Source organism: Arthrobacter sp. PvP023 (assembly GCF_017832975.1).
GTDB lineage: Bacteria > Actinomycetota > Actinomycetes > Actinomycetales > Micrococcaceae > Arthrobacter.
On the sequence record NZ_JAFIBI010000001.1, the window covers coordinates 120,394 to 139,763 of the forward strand.

At 66.1% G+C, this 19,370-nt stretch carries 18 protein-coding genes; 6 read left to right on the forward strand and 12 right to left on the reverse strand.

The features are described from left to right. Positions 1-149: 149 nt before the first annotated feature. Positions 150-830 (reverse strand): hypothetical protein, encoded by a 681-nt coding sequence (locus JOE31_RS00520; RefSeq protein ID WP_209741654.1) that lies wholly within the window; start codon positions 828-830, stop codon positions 150-152. Positions 831-1,084: 254 nt separating this feature from the next. Here JOE31_RS00520 and JOE31_RS00525 point away from each other — a divergent pair, with 254 nt between their 5' ends. The 3 genes from JOE31_RS00525 to JOE31_RS00535 all read left to right on the forward strand — a co-directional run bounded on the left by JOE31_RS00525 (position 1,085) and on the right by JOE31_RS00535 (position 2,971). Further along, the gene (locus JOE31_RS00525; RefSeq protein ID WP_245198866.1) at positions 1,085-1,903 is read left to right on the forward strand and encodes an A/G-specific adenine glycosylase; all 819 of its coding nucleotides are present in this window, start codon (positions 1,085-1,087) and stop codon (positions 1,901-1,903) included. Between the two features lie 66 nt (positions 1,904-1,969). Further along, on the forward strand, positions 1,970-2,404 hold the full coding sequence (locus JOE31_RS00530) for a DUF3592 domain-containing protein (protein WP_209741655.1): 435 nt from the start codon (positions 1,970-1,972) through the stop codon (positions 2,402-2,404). Between the two features lie 69 nt (positions 2,405-2,473). Beyond that, positions 2,474-2,971, forward strand: coding sequence for a hypothetical protein (locus tag JOE31_RS00535; protein WP_209741656.1), 498 nt, complete (start codon positions 2,474-2,476; stop codon positions 2,969-2,971). Between the two features lie 45 nt (positions 2,972-3,016). Here JOE31_RS00535 and dhaM read toward each other — a convergent pair whose 3' ends face one another. The 9 genes from dhaM to lysS form a co-directional block, all read right to left on the reverse strand. Beyond that, a complete protein-coding gene (gene dhaM, locus JOE31_RS00540; protein WP_209741657.1) occupies positions 3,017-3,691 on the reverse strand; it encodes a dihydroxyacetone kinase phosphoryl donor subunit DhaM in 675 nt (224 codons plus the stop codon). After that, a complete protein-coding gene (gene dhaL, locus JOE31_RS00545; RefSeq protein ID WP_209741658.1) occupies positions 3,688-4,320 on the reverse strand; it encodes a dihydroxyacetone kinase subunit DhaL in 633 nt (210 codons plus the stop codon). Before dhaL ends, dhaM begins: the two co-directional genes overlap by 4 nt. Before the next feature lie 2 nt (positions 4,321-4,322). After that, a complete protein-coding gene (gene dhaK / locus JOE31_RS00550) occupies positions 4,323-5,324 on the reverse strand; it encodes a dihydroxyacetone kinase subunit DhaK (RefSeq protein ID WP_011690043.1) in 1,002 nt (333 codons plus the stop codon). A 465-nt stretch (positions 5,325-5,789) separates the two neighbouring features. Beyond that, the gene (locus tag JOE31_RS00555; protein ID WP_011690041.1) at positions 5,790-6,299 is read right to left on the reverse strand and encodes an amino-acid N-acetyltransferase; all 510 of its coding nucleotides are present in this window, start codon (positions 6,297-6,299) and stop codon (positions 5,790-5,792) included. A 26-nt stretch (positions 6,300-6,325) separates the two neighbouring features. Continuing rightward, positions 6,326-8,467, reverse strand: coding sequence for a prolyl oligopeptidase family serine peptidase (locus JOE31_RS00560; RefSeq protein WP_209741659.1), 2,142 nt, complete (start codon positions 8,465-8,467; stop codon positions 6,326-6,328). A 434-nt stretch (positions 8,468-8,901) separates the two neighbouring features. After that, positions 8,902-11,394, reverse strand: a complete 2,493-nt coding sequence (locus JOE31_RS00565) for an ATP-dependent Clp protease ATP-binding subunit (RefSeq protein WP_011690039.1) — start codon at positions 11,392-11,394, stop codon at positions 8,902-8,904. A 372-nt stretch (positions 11,395-11,766) separates the two neighbouring features. After that, on the reverse strand, positions 11,767-12,093 hold the full coding sequence (locus JOE31_RS00570) for an Lsr2 family protein (protein WP_137320725.1): 327 nt from the start codon (positions 12,091-12,093) through the stop codon (positions 11,767-11,769). A 136-nt stretch (positions 12,094-12,229) separates the two neighbouring features. Then, on the reverse strand, positions 12,230-12,442 hold the full coding sequence (locus JOE31_RS00575) for a hypothetical protein (RefSeq protein ID WP_209741660.1): 213 nt from the start codon (positions 12,440-12,442) through the stop codon (positions 12,230-12,232). A 2-nt stretch (positions 12,443-12,444) separates the two neighbouring features. Continuing rightward, a complete protein-coding gene (lysS, locus tag JOE31_RS00580) occupies positions 12,445-13,977 on the reverse strand; it encodes a lysine--tRNA ligase (RefSeq protein WP_209741661.1) in 1,533 nt (510 codons plus the stop codon). A gap of 170 nt (positions 13,978-14,147) precedes the next feature. On the opposite strand from lysS, the gene JOE31_RS00585 reads away from it, so the two are divergent. From JOE31_RS00585 to JOE31_RS00595, 3 genes are all read left to right on the forward strand, one after another. Next, entirely contained in the window at positions 14,148-15,059 is a 912-nt protein-coding gene (locus JOE31_RS00585) for an alpha/beta fold hydrolase (RefSeq protein ID WP_209741662.1), read from the forward strand. Between the two features lie 29 nt (positions 15,060-15,088). After that, positions 15,089-15,940 carry an alpha/beta fold hydrolase gene (locus tag JOE31_RS00590; protein ID WP_245199311.1) on the forward strand — a complete coding sequence of 284 codons (852 nt, stop codon included), beginning with the start codon at positions 15,089-15,091 and terminating at the stop codon, positions 15,938-15,940. A gap of 62 nt (positions 15,941-16,002) precedes the next feature. Then, a complete protein-coding gene (locus JOE31_RS00595; protein ID WP_209741663.1) occupies positions 16,003-16,839 on the forward strand; it encodes an alpha/beta fold hydrolase in 837 nt (278 codons plus the stop codon). 14 nt (positions 16,840-16,853) lie between these two features. Here the strand turns inward: JOE31_RS00595 and JOE31_RS00600 are convergent, their stop codons facing one another. Next, on the reverse strand, positions 16,854-18,338 hold the full coding sequence (locus JOE31_RS00600; RefSeq protein ID WP_209741664.1) for a DHA2 family efflux MFS transporter permease subunit: 1,485 nt from the start codon (positions 18,336-18,338) through the stop codon (positions 16,854-16,856). Between the two features lie 102 nt (positions 18,339-18,440). Continuing rightward, positions 18,441-19,370 carry a pantoate--beta-alanine ligase gene (locus tag JOE31_RS00605; protein ID WP_209741665.1) on the reverse strand — a complete coding sequence of 310 codons (930 nt, stop codon included), beginning with the start codon at positions 19,368-19,370 and terminating at the stop codon, positions 18,441-18,443.

A 19,370-nucleotide genomic window follows, 5' to 3' on the forward strand; every position in this document is an offset into this window, starting at 1 on the left:
GGAGTCCGACCTGCCGCTGAAGCAGGACTGACTTCATTCTATCGGAGATGGGACGTCCCTTGTCCTATTTAGTGACAAAAGTTTGCGTCCGCCCCGACGTCCGGAGTGCGTCGTCGGAGTGGGCAGGGGTGCGGACTGAAAAGTGGCGCCTAAAGCAACTGGAAGACGGCCTTGGAGCTGGACTTGGTACCCAGCCGCGCGACGAACATGTAATACGCCCCGCCGGCGCCGGGCTTCGCGGATACTGCGCCGCAGCCGGGAACGCTGCGGTTGCGCTGCCACGGGAAGTTGGCTGTCTCGCTTTGGCCCGGAGCGATGGTCTTTACGAGGTCCCCGCTCTCAACCTGGCAGTCAACCGAAGAGAAAATGCGGTCGGAGCCGCTGGTGACGGTGTACTCCATCTGCGACGTGCCCAGATTCACCTCGCACGCCACTTTTCCGCCGTTGGTGACTTTCAAGCTGAGCAGGGGGTTTTCACCCGCTGCGTAGGCAGCCTTATCGGTGGAAGCAGAGACTGTGACCAGGGTCTGGTCACACGTGGGCGTCGCCGGAGTGCTGGGCGTGGCGGACGCGGAGGGCGTGGCTTCAGGCTTGGCCCCCTGCCCGTCAGATCCGTTCCGGTCAGTGGAAGAAGCATGCTCGGAGGATCGCATGGCCCCGGACACGGCTGCGAAGCCTCCCAGCGCCACCGAGGCAACGAGAAGCAACACCAGGCCAACGAACAGCCTGCGACGGCGGTAGACGGCCTTCAGCGGAGGCCGTCCCGCCTGCCGGCCGGGGGTGCCCTTCGGTTTCGGACCGTTCTTTCCTGAAGTGCCTTGCCTGACCATCCTTCTAGGCTAGAGAACGCCGGGCGCATTAGGGCACCACCACGCCGGGAGGCGGACCGCTGGCCAGTATCCACTACAGTATTTGCATCGAAGCCTTAGCCGCACCCACTGCCCTGCCCCCGGCGAGTCGCCCCGCGTTACCGCCGCTTGCCGCCCTCCATGACGCCCTTGACGCCTGGTTCGGGACCAACGCCAGGGACCTGCCGTGGCGTGACCCCGAGTGCTCCGCCTGGGGTGTCCTGGTCAGCGAGATCATGCTCCAGCAGACACCCGTTGTCCGGGTCCTGCCCGTCTGGGAAGACTGGCTCCGCCGCTGGCCGTCTCCGGCGCACCTGGCGGCCGAGGCCTCCGGCGAGGCTGTCCGGCACTGGGGCAGGCTTGGCTATCCGCGGCGGGCCCTGCGCCTGCATGCGGCCGCCGTCGCCATCGTGGAAAAGCACGACGGCGGCGTGCCGGGAACGTACGACGAACTGCTGGAACTCCCCGGGGTGGGCAGCTACACGGCGGCCGCCGTCGCCGCCTTCGCCTTCGGCCGCCGCGAAACCGTGGTGGACACCAACATCCGCCGCGTCCACGCACGGCTCTTTTCCGGCACTGCGCTGCCCTCGCAGTCGCTGACAGCAGCCGAAATGCGGCTGGCCGCCGAACTGCTGCCGGCCGACGTCGGACTCTCCGTCCGCTGGAACGCGTCGGTCATGGAGCTGGGGGCACTGGTCTGCACGGCGAGGGCGCCGAAGTGCGGTGAGTGCCCGGTGCGGGGGGCGTGCGCGTGGCTGGCGGCCGGCGAGCCGCCGCCGTCGTACACCCCGAAGGGCCAGTCCTGGCACGGCACCGACCGGCAGGTCCGGGGAGCCGTGATGGCCGTCCTCCGGCTGGCGGACGCGCCGGTGGCTCCGGAAATTTTCCATCAGCCCGCCGCCGATCTTGGCTTCGAAGCCGAAGGCATCGGCATCCCGCTGGCAGCGCTGCACCGGCTGAATTCCGCGCCCGAGCAGTTGGAGCGCGCCCTGGCCGGGCTGGTCAGCGACGGCCTGGCGGAACTCCACCCGGCCGGCCTGAGGCTGCCCGCCTGAAGGCCGTCCGGAATGTGAAGCGGAGCAGGCAGTGGCATACTGCTTGCTGACGCGAAAGGGAGAACCGTGAAAACCGTGCTGTACATCGTCTGGGCCGTGTTCGTCGTCGCGGCCGCCGTGTCGATCACCGTGGCGGTGCGTAGGGGCAAACGCCTGGAGAAGCTCGCCGAACAGTGGCCAAGAGTCCAGGCGACCGTGACCGGCAGCAAAGCCGGATGGTCCAGCGCCGTTGGCTCCTCCGGGTCGCGCCACCGCCTCTACCGCCCCACCTACCGCTTCGCCGACCCGCACGGAACCCTGTACTTCGGGGAGTCGGATGTCCCGTTCCGCACCGAGCCGGCGCCCGGTTCAACCGTGGACGTGGCCTACAACCCGGCGGATCCGACCCAGTCCATCCACCAGGCATCCAAGGAGAAGGCCGGCATGGGCTGCATGATCGCCTTCTTTGCCGTCTTCGCCGTGGCCTCTTTCCTGTTCATCGGCGTCTTTCCGGTCAGCTAGCGTCCGGCGTTGCCGCCCATCCGCCCGGTAGCCTCTGGCGGCGCAGCCCGGACGGATCTACGCTGAAGCATGCGCAGCTTGGGCGTATTTTTGGTAGCTGTCACGACGTCGCTGATCCCGTCCGCGTGCCTGCCCGAGGCAGTGCCGTGCCCGGCAATCGCGCAGGCGCCGGTGGTGGCGCTGACTGTGGCGGCCAGCTATGCAGCCACGGTCAAGGCCATCCACCTGAAGGCCTGCCAGGACGGCACATGCCGGGAAGCGGACCTCGAACTGATGCCCGGCAGCACTGCTGTGGACCAGGGCTGCGAGCCCTCGGCGGGGCCGGACGGCACGTGTTCCGCAACGTCCTCGCCGGACGGCACCCTCAGGGGCATGCTGATGATGGATGTCCTGACCGAATCGCGCATTGACGCCACAGCCACCGGCACCTCGACGGCGGGCATTCCGTTGCCTGAGCGGACGCTGAGCTTCATGCCCAGGGCGGAGTACCCGTACGGAGAGCACTGCGGGAAGTTCATCACAGCCACCGTGCTGCTGGGTGCCGACGGGCTCCGGCAGGCCGGCTGACGGCGGGACCGTCCGGCGCGGCCGGACCTCCCGCCGCCGGTGCCCTCAGGGCTCCCCGAACCCCGTTTCCACCAGGCCGCCGACGTACTTCACGGCCCTGGCCGCGTCCGGACCCCAGGCCTCGACGTGGAGGATGGATCCCTTGCCTGCGCCCAGGGTCATCAGACCGGTCATGGAAGCGCCATCCATACCGTTGACCGTCACCTCAGCATCCAGGCCTGCCAGTCCCCCGGCGATCTTCGCTGCGGGCCGGGCATGCATGCCGGCCTGGTTGACCAGCTCGAAATCGCCCGTGGCTTCGGGGGGTCCCAGCGTCTCCGCCTCGGCAGGCGCCTCCGCCGCAGGTGCGCGGCGGACCGCTTCGGCGGCCTGCTTCACTCCCGTGGCGTCCGCTCCCGACTGCGCCGCGACCGCTGCAGCCACCAGCCCCTCGACCAGCGGAGCATCGGCCAACAGGACAGTGTCCGGATCCGGCAGGAACTCCACCGCCGATTCGGCCGTCATCACGGCGGACCCGAGGTCCGTGAGCACCACGATGCCGTCTTCGCCGGCCGCCTGGTCCAGGGCGGCCATGACCTTTTCAAGGCTGGTGCCGATCCTGCCGTCGTCGGTACCGCCCGCCGGGAGGATCACGACGTCGGGTGCCATTTGGGCGGCCAGCTCCGCCGCGCCGTCGGCGATCTTTTCGCTATGGGACACCACCACGAGGCTGACCGTCATCCGGCCGCACCGGCCGCGGCGCGCAAGATGAGTGCGGTGGAAACTGCGCCGGGGTCCCGGTGGCCGGCGCTGCGTTCGCCCAGATAGCTGGCCCGTCCTTTGCGGGCGATGAGCGGATCAGTGGCAACGGCACCCGCCTCGGCGGCTTCCGCGGCCGCCAGAAGGACCTTGAGGACATCCCCGTCCCCCGCAGCGGCCTGCGCTGCCGCGGCGTCGACGGCGGGCGTCCAGGCGTCCACCATCGTTTTATCGCCGGATTCGGCCTTCCCCCGGGCCACAACGCCGTCGCGGGCGGCCTGGATGGCAGCAGCGAGCGCGGCGGGATCGATGTCCTCCGTATCGCCCAACGAGGTGGAGGCACGCAGGAAAGCCGTGCCGTAGAGGGGCCCGGCCGCTCCGCCCACTTTGGACATCAGTGCCATGGCCGTGAGTTTCAAGGCAGCTCCCGGGGTGGCGGGCGGCGCTTCGGCGAGTTTCTCCATCACCGCCTTGAAGCCGCGGTCCATGTTTTCGCCATGGTCGGAATCCCCGATGGCGCGGTCCAGCTCAATCAGTTCCACCCGGTGGTCCGCCATCGCCTGCGCAGAAAGGGTCAGCCACCTTACGGCCCAGTCAACGTCCAGCCCCACGGTCAGATGCCCCAGCGCAGCGCGGCGGTGTGGACCGGGGCGTCCCAGAGGCTGGTCAGTTCATCGTCGAGCCGAAGCACGGTGATGGAGCAGCCCTGCATCTCCAGGGAGGTGATGTAGTTGCCCACCAGGGAGCGCTCCACCGTGACGCCTTTCTCCGCGAGCACCTGTGCTGCACGGCGGTAGACGATATAGAGCTCGCTTTGCGGCGTCCCGCCCATGCCGTTCACGAACAGGAGCACCTTCTCGCCGGAGGCAATGCCCAGGTCGGACAGGATGGGTTCCAGGAGGCGGTCGGTGATGCCGTCGGCGTTTTCCATCGGGATCCGGTGCCGTCCGGGCTCCCCGTGGATCCCGATGCCGATTTCGATTTCGTTCTCTTCCAGGTCAAAGCTGGGCACCCCTGCGTGCGGGACCGTACAGGCGGACAGCGCGACGCCCATGCTGCGGACGTTTTGGTTGACCCGGTCCCCGATGGCGGCGACAGCATCCAGGTCATCCCCGCGTTCGGCAGCCGCACCGGCGATCTTCTCCACCAGGACGGTACCGCCCACGCCGCGCCGACCTGCCGTGTACAGCGAGTCCTCCACGGCGACGTCGTCGTTCACCAGTACGGTGCGGACTTGCACGCCTTCGGCCTCCGCCATTTCGGCGGCCGTTTCGAAATTCAGGACGTCGCCCGTGTAGTTCTTGACGATGTGGACGACGCCGGCACCCGAGTTTACGGCGAGCGTCGCGGGAATGATCTGATCAGGCGTGGGCGAAGTGAAGACCGCACCCGGCACCGCGGCGTCGAGCATTCCCAGCCCGACGAACCCGCCGTGAAGCGGTTCGTGGCCGCTGCCGCCGCCGCTGACAAGGCCCACTTTCCCGGCCACGGGGGCGTCCTTCCTGGTAATGAATTTCGGCTCGGCGCTCACGGTCACAATGTCCGCATGCGCAAGGCCGAAGCCTTCCACGGACTCGTCTACTACAGCGCGGGGATCGTTGATCAGCTTCTTCATTGGAGTGCTCCCTGGAGTGACCTGGCGGCTTTGTCTTGACCCTACTACCGCGGCCGTGGCAACGGTAGCGCCCTGTCGAATCGTCCGGCGAATGCCCGGCCTAAAAGGGCAAAACGAAAGGGACAGCCCCCAATTGACTGTCCCTTTCCTTTCCTGTCTTGGATCCCCCGGCCGGGCTCAGCGGTTTCCCCAGGAGCCCGGGAGAAGATCCGGCCACGCGGCGGCGCCGATATGGAATACCGACGCCTCACGGCACCGGCCCGGAGGATCGTTCCGGGCCGGATCCGCAGGAAGATCCATCTGGAACGCCGAAAAATCCGGAAAAATGGCGTATTCGCGCATTTCTGTCCTTTGAAGTGGTTTCGGGTTTCGGGTACTACCGGGCAACCGTGATTAATTTTATACATCGATTCGATATATGGGAAGAGCCAGAAGTCAGACATAATCCGCAAGGCGGGGAAAGGCCTACAGGAACCTGATCATGCGCGTATTGCCCAGGGTGTTGGGCTTGACCCGCGCGAGGTCCAGAAACTCAGCCACGCCTTCGTCATGCGAGCGCAGCAACTCGGAATAGACCACCGGGTCCACCGCCGTCTGGTCCGCCATCACATCGAAGCCGTGCTTCTTGAAGAAGTCCACTTCGAAGGTCAGGCAGAACACACGCGAAACGCCCAGCGCCCTGGCTTCCTCCAGGAGGCTTTCCACCAGGACGTGCCCCACACCCTTGCCGCGCCATGCATCGGAGGCCGCCAGGGTTCGCACCTCGGCCAGGTCCTCCCACATGACGTGCAGGGCGCCGCAGCCGATCACCTCGCCGTCGGCCGACTCCGCGATCCTGAACTCCTGCAGGCTTTCGTAGTACGCCACCGTCTCCTTGGCCATGAGGATCCTCTTGTCCGCCAGCGGGGCCACGAGGCGCTTGATGGCAGCTACATCGCTGGTGCGGGCAGGGCGGATGCGGAAGGTCTCAGTCACAGCCCCATCTTACGAGCCGGGGGTACCTAGAGCCCCAGTTCAGCGGGCAAAGGCGCGTCCTGGTCCAGCACATTCTTCGCCAGGAAGTGCTCGACGACCCCGTACCAGACCTTGGCGTGCTGCGGCTGCAGGATCCAGTGGTTCTCGTCCGGGTAGTAGAGGAAGCGATGCGGTGTCCGGCCGTTGCCGTCGGCCGCCAGCTGCGATTTGGACAGGAGTTCGTACCAGAGCCGCAGCCCCTCGCCAATGGGCACGCGGTAGTCCTTGTCACCGTGGATCACCAGCATGGGGGTGCTGATCTTCTCGACGTGCAGGTGGGGCGAATTCGCCAGTGCCATCTCGGCCGTCATTTCCTTCAGCCAGTACTGCGGGGCGTCAGTGGTGGGGCCGAACTGGTCAAGGGCCCACAGGCTGGCATGGGTGACGATCGCGTTGAAGCGGTCCGTCTGCCCCGCCACCCAGTTGGCCATGTATCCACCGAAGGAGCCGCCCATGGCAGCCGTCCGCGACGCATCAATGTCCGGGCGTTCCACCACGGCGTCCGTGATTTTCATGAGGTCCGTAAATGGCGCCCGGCCCCACTCTCCCCAGCCACGCTGAATGTAGGACTGGCCGTACCCGGTGGACAGGGCGGGATCCGGCAGGAGGACGGCATAACCCTTGGCCACCAAGAGCCACGGGTTCCAGCGCCACGTCCACGCGTTCCAGGAGCCCAGGGGTCCGCCGTGGATCCAGAGCAGCAGCGGCGCCTGGTTCCGGGCAGAGGCACCCTCCGGCAGGGCAAGGTAGGCGGGAATCCGGGCGCCATCGGCGGCAGTCGCCTCCATGCGCTCCAGTGATCCCTGGATGCGGGGGCGCTCGGCGGGAGCCTGGAGCCTGGTGACCTGTCCGCTCGCCAGGTCGATCCGTACCGCCTCGGGCGGAAATTCGTACGAGCTCCGCAGAGCGTAGGCGCTCAATCCGTCCGGTGAAACCACGACGTCGGTATATGCCGCAGCGTCGAGCGTCACGCGGGTGACTTCGTCGTCGCCGGCCGCTCCGACGGCGCCTCCCCCGGCCCCGGCGGGAGTGATGCGGAAGACGGGGGAGGCGCCGTCGTCGTCGGCCGTTACCAGGAGGGCAGAGGCGTCCGGCAACCACGCGGCTTTGATGGCCCAGCGGTCCCATTCAGGGGCCAGCGGCCTGAGGTTTGCTTCCGGCTCCCCCGGCGCACTGACGTCCAGGAGATGGAGCTTGACCTGCGGAGCCTGGCGGGGAGTGGTGTCGGATTCGCTCAGCACCACGAGCGTACGGTTGTCGGGGCTCACCGGTCCCGCGAAGTAGCTCATGCCTTCCCTGTCCAGCAGGACCTTGTGTGTTGCGGTGGCCACGTCAATAGCCACCAGGACGGAGCGTGAGTCCGCTTTGGCGAGTGGCTTGTCGAAGCTGGTGTAGATCGTCCTGCCGTCGGGGCTGACCACCGAGTCCGCGTTGCGCAGCATGCCGGCTGCCTCCGGCGTGAGGTTCCGGAGCTTCAGCGGTGCGGCCGCGTCAACCGTCGCCGGTTTGCCGGGATCCTTGTCCTCCCCCGGCTCAACGGCGAAGATACGCGGCTGGTCCGGCCCCAGGTCGGCATCCCAGTACCGCACCGGGTAGCCGCTGTGAAGGATGGCGGACACCTTGTTGTCCTTGCGGCTCTTCCGCCGAGCCTCATCCGCTTCCTCGTCGGCGGAACCTGCCAGCACGGACGCCGCGACGAAGGTGGCGTCCGAGTCCCGTGCAGTGATCACGTGGCTGATCCCGCCGGTGCGCGACAGGACCACGCGGGCTTCGCCGCCGTCCGCCGGGAGCTGCCAGAGGGCGCTGACGGGGTCGTCATCCGGGCTATCGGGATCGGGGCGGGCCGATGTGAAGTAGAGGTCCCCCGTGGCGGCAAAGGCCGCGCCGGCCTCGCCCTTGGCGCTCCGGGTGATCCGGCGGGCGTGCTTCTCCCCCGCGGGGTCCAGCTCCCACAGGGCAGTGACATACTCCGTGCCCTTGCCGTTCAGCGTGGAGACGGTGGTCACCAGGCGCTGCCCGTCCGGGCTCAACGCCAGTCCGCTCACCCGGGGTATGGCGAGGTAGTGGTCAATGTCGTGAAAAGGGGTCGCCGGTTGTTCGCTCAGGATCGCTGAGTCCTCAGAAGCCATGAAGAGATTCAACACCGACTGTGGGCCGGATCACAGCAAGTTCACTACTAGTGAAACCATGCTCTCAGAACCCACACGCCAAAGCGGAAGGCGACGGCGCAGGCGTGCGCGGACCGCCGGGGTGCTTCGGCACCGGCGCTGTCGGCCGAGACATTTGCCGGCGCCTCGCTCGTTCCTCGCTTAGACGGCGCCTACACAAATGCCTGACCGCCACCGCCTGCGCGGGTCCGCCCCAGCCCATCACCGAAGCGAAGGCATCGGTGGCATTTGTGTAGCTTGCGTCAAAGCGACGAAGGAGCAGCAAGCGGCAAATGTCGCCGGTGCCGAGCTGGAGGCGACTGACGAGCGCCGGACCCAGCCACGGGGACGGGCGCAAGGACAGCGCAAAGGCCCGCCTACTCCTTTCGGAGCAGACGGGCCTTGGCGGTGATGCACTAGACGCTCGGAGCGATTTCCGGGATGCGCGGCTTGGCGTTTCCTTCGAAGGTGAACTTGGCGTCGTCGCCTTCGCCGTCCACATCCACCACTACGATGTCGCCCGCGTGGATCTCTCCGAAGAGGATCTTCTCGGACAGCTGGTCCTCGATCTCGCGCTGGATGGTGCGGCGCAGCGGCCGTGCACCCATTGCGGGATCGTAGCCGCGGGTTGCCAGCAGGACCTTGGCAGCCTTGGTGAGCTCGATGCCCATGTCCTTGTCCTTGAGGCGCTTCTCCAAGCGGCTCACGAACAGGTCCACGATCTCGATGATCTCGTCCTGGGTCAGCTGCGGGAACACCACAACGTCGTCAACACGGTTCAGGAACTCGGGGCGGAAGTGCTGCTTGAGCTCTTCAGTGACCCGGGCGCGCATCCGGTTGTACCCGGTCTGCGTGTCCGTGCCGGACTGGAAGCCCGTGGCAACGCTCTTGGAGATGTCCCGCGTTCCGAGGTTGGTGGTCATGATGATCACGGTGTTCTTGAAGTCCACCACGCGGCCCTGGGAGTCGGTCAGGCGGCCGTCTTCCAGGATCTGCAGCAGTGAGTTGAAGAGGTCCGCGTGGGCCTTCTCCACTTCATCGAACAGCACCACGGAGAACGGACGGCGGCGAACCTTCTCGGTCAGCTGCCCACCTTCTTCGTAGCCGACGTAGCCCGGAGGCGCACCGAAGAGGCGCGACACCGTGTGCTTCTCGGAGTATTCGGACATGTCCAGGGTGATGAGGGCGTCCTCTTCACCAAACAGGAACTCCGCGAGGGCCTTGGCGAGCTCGGTCTTGCCGACGCCGGTGGGGCCGGCGAAGATAAACGAGCCGCCCGGACGCTTCGGGTCCTTCAGGCCTGCACGGGTGCGCCGGATGGCCTGGGACAGGGCCTTGATGGCCTCGTTCTGGCCAACGACGCGCTTGTGCAGTTCGTCTTCCATCTTCAGCAGGCGCGAGGACTCCTCCTCGGTCAGCTTGAAGACCGGAATGCCGGTGGAGTTTGCCAGCACCTCGGCGATGAGATCCTCATCAACCTCGGAGATGTCATCCATGCCGCCGGTCTTCCAGTGGCGTTCCTTCTCGGCCCGCTCGGCAATGAGCTTCTGCTCCTTGTCGCGCAGCGAGGCGGCGCCTTCGAAGTCCTGCGCGTCAATCGCGGACTCCTTCTCCATCTTGAGTTCGGCGATGCGCTCGTCCATGGCCTTCAGCTCCGGCGGAGCGGTCATCCGGCGGATGCGCAGGCGCGCACCGGCTTCATCGATGAGGTCAATCGCCTTGTCCGGCAGGAACCGGTCCGAGATGTAGCGTTCGGACAGGTTGGCCGCGGAGGCGAGGGCGCCGTCGGTGATGGTTACCCGGTGGTGGGCCTCATAGCGGTCACGCAGGCCCTTGAGGATCTCGATCGCGTGAGCCACCGAGGGTTCCTTGACCTGGATCGGCTGGAAGCGGCGCTCGAGCGCTGCGTCCTTTTCGATGTGCTTGCGGTATTCGTCCAGCGTGGTGGCACCGATGGTCTGGAGCTCGCCGCGCGCCAGCATGGGCTTCAGGATGGATGCGGCATCGATGGCGCCTTCGGCGGCACCCGCACCCACCAGGGTGTGGATTTCGTCGATGAACAGGATGATGTCGCCGCGGGTGCGGATCTCCTTGAGGACCTTCTTCAGGCGCTCTTCGAAGTCACCGCGGTAGCGGGAGCCTGCCACCAGGGACCCAAGGTCCAGCGTGTAGAGCTGCTTGTCCTTGATGGTCTCCGGGACGTCCCCGCGGACGATCGCCTGGGCGAGTCCTTCGACGACGGCTGTCTTGCCGACGCCGGGCTCGCCGATGAGGACGGGGTTGTTCTTGGTGCGCCGGGAAAGGACCTGCATGACGCGTTCCATTTCCTGTTCGCGTCCGATGACCGGATCCAGTTTGTTCTCGCGCGCAGCCTGGGTCAGGTTGCGGCCGAACTGGTCCAGGACCACGGAACCGGCGGGAGTACCCTCCGGCTGGCCGGCGCCGACGCCTGCGCCGGTGGTCTCCTTGCCCTGGTAACCCGAGAGCAGCTGGATCACCTGCTGGCGGACGCGGTTGAGGTCCGCTCCGAGCTTCACGAGCACCTGGGCGGCCACGCCTTCACCCTCGCGGATGAGCCCCAGCAGGATATGCTCCGTGCCGATGTAGTTATGGCCCAGCTGCAGGGCTTCGCGGAGCGAGAGCTCCAGCACCTTCTTGGCGCGCGGGGTGAAAGGGATATGGCCGGACGGGGCCTGCTGGCCCTGGCCGATGATCTCCTGCACCTGCTCGCGCACGCCGTCGAGCGAAATGCTCAAGGACTCCAGAGCTTTGGCGGCAACGCCCTCACCCTCATGGATCAGACCCAAGAGGATGTGTTCGGTACCGATGTAATTGTGGTTCAGCATGCGTGCCTCTTCTTGGGCAAGCACAACTACGCGACGGGCACGGTCCGTAAATCGCTCAAACATTTCGCCACACTCCTAGCTACGACGTACTTTGATGCTACGTGGCAGACCCGCACTTGTGGAGCGTGTTCGCCACAGGGGAAACCCGGGTCAGGTTCCGGGGGTTGACGCCACCTGCCGTCGGAGGTTCCGGCCCGCACGCTCCCGGCGCGTATTGGCTATGTTGCGGGCCAGGAATCCTGCCATCGACGGGCCCCAATTGCACCGCGCCGGCCCCGGAACTTGTGCCCCGGCCAGTTTCTCGCCGCAATACCCGCGGAATAACCGCCGCCGTTTTACCCTGGCTGCGCCGCACTGCCGGGCGGCCTATTCAAATGGCAATGCCCCCGCCGATTGGCAGGGGCATTGCTTTTTCCACGCAAAACTGCGGCAGTGCTAGGAATTTGCCTTCTGGTAGGCTTCCTGAATTTCAGCCTGGATACGGCCGCGGCTGTTAACCGCATAGCCATTCTCCCTGGCCCACTGACGAATCTGTGCAGAGTCCTGATTACGGCCGCCTGAGACCTTGGTGCGGGTGGCGCGGCCGGTGGACGTCTTACGTGCGCTTGAAACAAACCGCTCCAGTGAGGAGCGGAGTTCTGCAGCATTGGCAGCCGACAGGTCAATTTCGTAGCTGACGCCGTCAAGGCCAAATCGGACAGTTTCGTCCGCGGTTCCCCCATCCAGATCATCGACAAGGATGATTTTTACTTTCTGTGCCATATAAATTCTCTCTTTTGGAAAGGACGGGTATTCAGAAAAGCAGGATGTATCTGTAAAAAGTATCCCTCGGTTTATGGCAACGCGTCAAAGCGGCAAAAGGTTCCTGTGAATGGTGGGAAGGAATATGCAGGGAGTATTAGTTTGTTCCGTTGCCGTTGCCGGCATTCGTTCCCGTATTTGGCGCACCATTCGGTCCGGGCTTGGATTCGGCGGCACTGGCGTCAGCTTCGGCCTGGGCGCGCGCTTCAGCCTGGCGCTCCGATTTGTCCGCATTGAAGATGGACTTCATGGCAAACCAGAACAGCAAACCGACCACAAGGGACGGCAGGAGGACTGCGACGTACTCCACGGTCAGTGTCCTTCGGGCTTCAGGAGCGGGAAAAGGATGGTCTCGCGGATGCCGGCCCCGGTGAACAGCATCACCAGGCGGTCAATGCCCAGCCCGATGCCGCCCATGGGCGGGGCGCCGTACTCCAGCGCCCGGAGGAAATCCTCATCCAGCTGCATGGCCTCGACGTCTCCGGCCGCTGCATGCATTGACTGTTCGGTGAGGCGTTCCCGCTGGATCACGGGGTCGATCAGCTCCGAAAAGGCCGTGCCGCGTTCCATGCCGCCGATGATCAGGTCCCAGGCCTCGATCAGCCGGCCGTCCTCGCGGTGCGGGCGTGCCAGCGGCTGGGCGGAGGGCGGGTAGTCGTAGACGAACGTGGGGTTCAGCAGGGTGGGTTCCACGATTTCGCCGAACAGTTCAACGGCCAGCTTTTCGGCATCCCACTTCGGATCCACCTTGACGTCGTGCTTGGCCGCCACAACCCGCAGTTCCTCCACCGTGGTGTCCGGTGTGATTTCCTGTCCCACGGCGTCGGAGAGTCCGGGGTAGACGGCCAGCCAGGTCCATTCGCCGTCGAGGTTGATCTCCCCGGCTTCGGTCTGGATGGTGCGGCCCACACCGGCGGCGTCAGCGGCGTCGAGGATGATCTCCTTGATACGGTCCGCCATGACGAACTGGTCGGCCCAGGCTTCGTAGCATTCCAGCGTGGTGAATTCCGGGCTGTGCGTGGAATCCACGCCCTCGTTGCGGAACACCCGGCCCATGTCGTACACGCGGTCGATGCCGCCCACCACGGCGCGCTTGAGGTACAGCTCGGTGGCGATGCGCAGGGTCATCTTCTGGTCGAAGGCGTTCATGTGGGTCTCGAACGGCCGGGCCAGGGCACCGCCGTGGACCAGTTGGAGCATCGGGGTTTCCACCTCGACGTAGTTGCGGCGGTGCAGGCTTTCCCGGATGGAACGGGTGATCGCGGCGCGGGTGTAGACCATTTCGCGGGCTTCATCACGGACCATCAGGTCCACATAGCGCTGGCGAACGCGGGTTTCCTCGTTCAGGCCGGCGTGCAGCACCGGCAGCGGGCGCAGCGCCTTGGACGCCATGGACCAGGAATCGGCCATCACGGACAGCTCGCCGCGGCGGGAGGAAATGACCTCACCCTTGATGAAGACGTGGTCGCCCAGGTCAACCAGGGCCTTCCATTCGGCCAGGGACTCTTCGCCCACGTTGGCAAGGCTCAGCATGGCCTGCAGGCGTGTGCCCTTACCGTCCGTGCCGCCTTCCTGGAGCGTGGCGAAGCAGAGCTTGCCGGTGTTCCGGATGAATACGATGCGGCCGGTGACGCCCACAATGTCTCCGGTGGTTTCGTCGGCCTCAAGGTGCGCGTACTTCTCCCGGATCTCGCTCAGGGAATGCGTGCGTTCAACACCCACCGGATAGGCCTCGACGCCGCGCTCAATAAGCTTGGCGCGCTTCTCCATGCGAATGCGCATCTGCTCGCTGGCGTCCGCCGGTTCGGCAGCATTGGTCGGGGTGGGGGTGTTTTGGGAAGTCACAATCCCTAAGTTTACCGGGAGTTCCCCGGCATGTTTTCCGGCCACCCATGATCCGGCCCACCCGGGAGTTTTTGTCCAGATAATGGCTCCAAAGTGGCACTTATCCCCCTTTATCTGGACAAAAACTCCTAGCGGAAGGAGGCTGCGGGGAGAGGAATAGACTCGGGGCTGTGGAAACTCGGACGATTGGCACGGACGACGGCGACGGCCACCTTGAGCTGCACTCTTTCGGTAGCGGCGGGAACAGCGCCGGGCAACCCGGCGTCGTCGTCATTCACGGAACGCTGGTAACCGACGCGCTGTACCGGCCGTTCGCGATGAAGATCGCACGCCTGCTGGGGAGGCCGGTGCATACCTATAACCGCCGAGGGCGCGGCGGTTCTTCGGGCCAGCCTGGAGACTATTCGGTGGCGACGGAGATCAGCGACCTCCGTGACGTCATGCGGGCAACCGGCTCCACGGGCGTGGTGGCCCACAGCTACGGCGGCTTCGTGGCCCTGCAGGCGGCCCGGACCGAGCCGATCCGCCGGCTCGTGACCTATGACGCCGCGGTTTCCCTGTCCGGCAGCCTCAGCCGGCGGTGGCGGCCGGAACTTGAACACTCCATGGCGGCGGGACAGCTGGACCACGCGTGGGCGCACCTGGTCCAGGGCCTGGAAACAGCCGGGCCGGTTTCCAAACTCCCGCTCGGTGCCCTGCGGATGCTGAGCATCCTGTCCGCCCGGACCCGCCTTGGCGCCGAAATGCGTCAGCTGCTGCCCACCGCCGTCGTCGAAATGCGGGCCGTACTGGACGCGGACGCCGAGCTGGCGGACTTCGCCGGCGTCACCACACCCACCCTGATGCTCAGCGGAGGCTGGAGCCCGCCGTACTTCGCCGAGACCGGCCGCCTGCTCGCGGAGGCAGTCCCGAGCATCGACTTCGCCCTGGTTCCCGGGCAGCTGCACGAGGGCCCGCTCCGCCCCGGGCACCGCCTGGCCCTCACCACCGCGCGGTTCCTGGCCAACGACGCCGGCCTGCGGGTCCAGCGCATCCGCGCCGCCCGGTTCCCGCAGGGCAGCCGTTTTAGGATGGGCCAGTGAAGGAAATCCGGGAACGTGAGGCAACAGTGATGCAGCGGGCCATCGCAACGGACGACGGCGGGCGGCTGGCTTTGTACAGTTACGGAACCGTGGATGCCCCCGGCGAGCGCCGGGTTGTGGTGATCGGCGGAGCCTTCCTCACGGCACTGATCTACCGGCCGTTTTCCGAGGCGCTATCCAAGGGCCTCGGCGACGGCTGGGCGGTGGACGTCTACGACCGGCGCGGCCGCGGCGATTCCACGCCGCAGCCTGCGGACTACTCCATGGCCACCGAGATCGCCGATGTCAAGACCATCATGGATGCCACCGGCGCCCGCAACCTTTTCGGGCACAGTCTGGGCGGCTCCGTGGCGCTCAATGCGGTGCAGGAGTTCGTCGGCACCTCACACCAGCCGGACAAGCTTGCGGTCTATGACGCTGCAGTAAACATCGACGGCAGCGTGGATACGTCCTGGCTGGACAGTTTTGAACGCTCGGTCAACGAGGGAAACGTCCCGCACGCCTTGGCCAAACTCAAGAAAGGCATGCAGCCCGGCACGGCCATGGCCAGGATTCCGGAGCCGGTCCTCGCCGGGCTGATGGCGCTGGTGTCGCGGACCAAGGTGAACCGGCTCTTCAAAGAGGTCATGCCCAGCGGCGTGGGCGAGCTCAAGGCGGTGTTTGATGAAGCCGACCACGTCCGGGATTTTTCCGTCCTCCCGCCGAACACCAGGTTCATGGTCGGCTCCAAAAGTCCCCGGTACTACAAGGTGACAGCCGAACTGCTGCACCGCGCCGTTCCCGGGAGCGCCCTCCAGGTCTCACCCAAGTGCGTCCACGCCTCCATTCCCGCGGCAGTTAAGGAACTGGTCGAGGACATCTCCTCCTACTACAAGGGCTGACGCACGTTCCTGCCGGCCCCCTGCTGCTGTGCGGTTCCTGCCGCCCCGGGTAGGCTCGGAACATGACGCGCGAGAACATCAAAACACCCGACGGCGGAACGCTGGAGCTCTACACCACGGGAGCCGAACTGGCTTCGGCGGGCTCGGGCGTCGTCGTCGTTCAGGCCTCAATGGTCACCGCAGCGGACTACACGCGCTTTGCCCAGAAGCTGAGCGCATCGCTGGGCCGCCCGGTGCACACGTTCAACCGGCGCGGGCGGGGCGCATCGTCCGCGCAGCCGAACGACTACACGCTGGATGTTGACATCCGGGACCTGGACACCGTGATGAGGCACACGGCCAGCACGGACGTGTTCGGCCACAGCTTCGGCGGCGCAGTAGCGCTCCACGCCGCACGGACCCTCCCGGTGGAACGCCTGGCAGTCTACGATCCCGCCGTCTCCGTGAACCACAGCGTCAAGGCCGACTGGATCGCCGAATACGAACGCGCCACCGCGGCCGGCGACGACGACCGCGCCCTCGCCGTGCTGCTCCGGGGACTCGAGACGGGCGGGGCCCTGTCCTCACGGATGCCCCTCTCCATGCTGACCCTGGCCAACAAGCTCACCGCCGGGACGCCGGTGGGCAAGCAGCAGCGCGAATTGATGACGACCGGGGTCCGGGAGATCAAGGCGATCATCGCTGCGGACATGCCTGCCGAACCGTTCCTGGCATTGCCGCTGGAAACCCTCATTATTGTGGGCGAGAAGAGCCCGGCCTACTTTGGGATAGCGTGCGGCCAGATCCACGACGTCCTGTCCGGTTCGAGCTACACCATCCTGCCCGGGGCCGGCCACGACGGCGTCAACCGCGCGCCGGACAAGCTGATCACCGAACTCAGCGAGTTCTTCGCCGGCTGACCCCGCTTGGGGTGTTAGTGGGCTGCAGGCACCGAGTGTTCCGCGCCCGCGGTCTTGCGCATCATGGCGGAAAGTACGACGGCGGCCACGGCTATGATCGCGGCCGTGAGGAACGCTGCGTGCATGCCGGCGACAACGCCTGATCCGGCGGCCACTACCGCGTAGATCGAGACCAGGAGCGCGGTTCCGGCGGCACCGGCCACCTGCTGGAGCGTGCTCATGATGGCCGATCCGTGCGAGTAGAGGTGCGGCGGCAGCGGGTTGAGTCCGGTGGTGAACGCCGGCGTGAACAGGAGCGCCAGGCCCAGGCTGAGGACCACGTGCAGCGTCACGATCCACCAGACGGCCGTTTCCGCATTGAGCATGGAGAACTGCCAGAGGGACAGCACCATCATGACGGAGCCGGTGACGGTCAGGGGAAGCGGGCCCACCTTGTCGAAGACTCGTCCGATGAACGGGCCCAGCAGGCCCATGGCCAGGCCTCCGGGCAGGAGCGCCAGGCCGGTCTCCAGGGATTTCAGGCCGCGGATTTCCTGCAGGTACAGCGGGAGCAGGATCACGGCGCCGAAGAGCGCGATCATGGCCACCACCAGGAGCAGCACGGAAACGGTGAACATGCGGAAGTTGAACGCGCGCAGGTCCAGCAGCGGTCCTTCGGACTTCTGCAGCTTCAGCTGGCGGAAGACGAACGCCGTCATGGCCACCAGGCCGACGGCCAGCGCAGCCACGGCAGTGGTGCCGGGACCGCTTTGTCCGCCATGGCCCCCGCCGATCTGGCTAAGTCCGTACACGAGTCCCCCGAAGGCGGGAACGGTCAACAGCACGGACAGGATGTCCAGCCGGGTCTTCTCGGTTTCGCCGATGTTCGTGAGGTAGCGGGCGCCGATGGCGAAGGCGGCCAGGGCGATGGGCAGGACGAACACGAACATAAAGCGCCATGTGAAGTGCTCAAGGATCAGCCCGGACACGGTGGGGCCCATGGCCGGTGCCACCGAAATGGCGATGCTCACGTTGCCCATGACGGCGCCGCGCCGCTCGATCGGGACCAGCGTCAGGATGGTGGTCATCAGGAGCGGGAGCATGATGGCTGTACCGCCGGCCTGGACGATGCGGGCCAGGAGGAGGACTTCGAATCCCGGAGCCAGCGCGGCAAGGAGCGTGCCGCCCGAGAACAGTCCCATGGCAAGCATAAAAACGGCCCGGGTGGACAACCGCTGCAGGATGAATCCGGTGGTGGGGATGACCACGGCCATGGTGAGCATAAAACCGGTGGACAGCCACTGCACCGTGGGGGCGTCGACACCAAGGTCCACCATGAGCCGCTGGAGGGCGACGTTCATGATGGTTTCGTTGAGGATCACCACGAAGGTGGCAACGAGCAGGGTGACGATGATGGTGACCGACTCGCGGGACATCTTCACCGGGCCTACCGCCGGCGCCTTCACAGCGACAGTGGCCACGGGGTCGCCGGGGGCGTTGGAAGAGACGTCTGTAGACATGGGGATTCCCTTAGGGAGATGTGAAGTGATTTCCGGCGAGCATCGTCGCTGCAGATTCCAACAGTCTATCCCCCGGGGTAATTCCCGTCACTGGAAAAAACCTCAGGAATTGAGTGGCACGTTGTCAATGAGCCGGACCGGCCCCACCTTCGCCGCAATGATGGCCAGGCCTTCGCCGCGGAACGGCGTTTCCTTGCAGTTCTCGGCCAGGGGCTCAAGGGTCTCCGGGTCCACCACGTCGAAGTAGTCCAGTCCCACCAGGGGCTGGGATTCCACGAGGGCCTGGGCGGATTCCAGGTCCAGCGGCTCGTGGGCGTTGGCGCGCTCCTCGAGGAGCCTCAGCGCCCGGGACAGCACCAGGGCAGCCTCGCGTTCCTCCCCGGACAGGAACCTGTTCCGGCTGCTCAACGCCAGCCCGTCGGCGGAGCGGACCGTGGGAACAGACACGATCTCGACGGGGAAGTTCAGGTCCGCCACCATGCGCCGCACCAGCGTCAGCTGCTGGGCGTCCTTCTGGCCGAAGTAGGCGCGGTACGCCGGCAGGCCCGCACCGGCGCCGGTCACGAAGGCGCCTCCGCCGGGGAGCCCGGTCCCGGGGATGCCATAGTGCAGCAGCTTGGCCACCACCGTGAGGGCACCGTCGAAGTGGCCGGGGCGGGATGCGCCTTCCCATTTCCCGGCCAGCCGGCCAGCCGTCACCCGGACCAGCGGCTCGCCGCCCGGGTAGACCTCCTCCACGGAAGGTGCGAACACCAGGTCCACGCCCTCGGCGTCCAGGAGTTCCATGTCCGCCTCGAGGGTGCGGGGGTAGCGGTCCAGGTCCACGGCCTCGCCGAACTGCAGGGGATTGACGAAGATGCTGGCCACCACAACGTCGTTTTGTTCGACGGCGGTGCGCGCCAGCCTGGCGTGGCCTTCGTGCAGTGCGCCCATGGTGGGAATGAGGCCCTGCGACGAGCCCTGTTTCTCCGTCAGCAGCCGCGCGCTTTCGGCCCGCAGCTGCGCCGCGGTGGTCACGAGTTTGATCGCCAA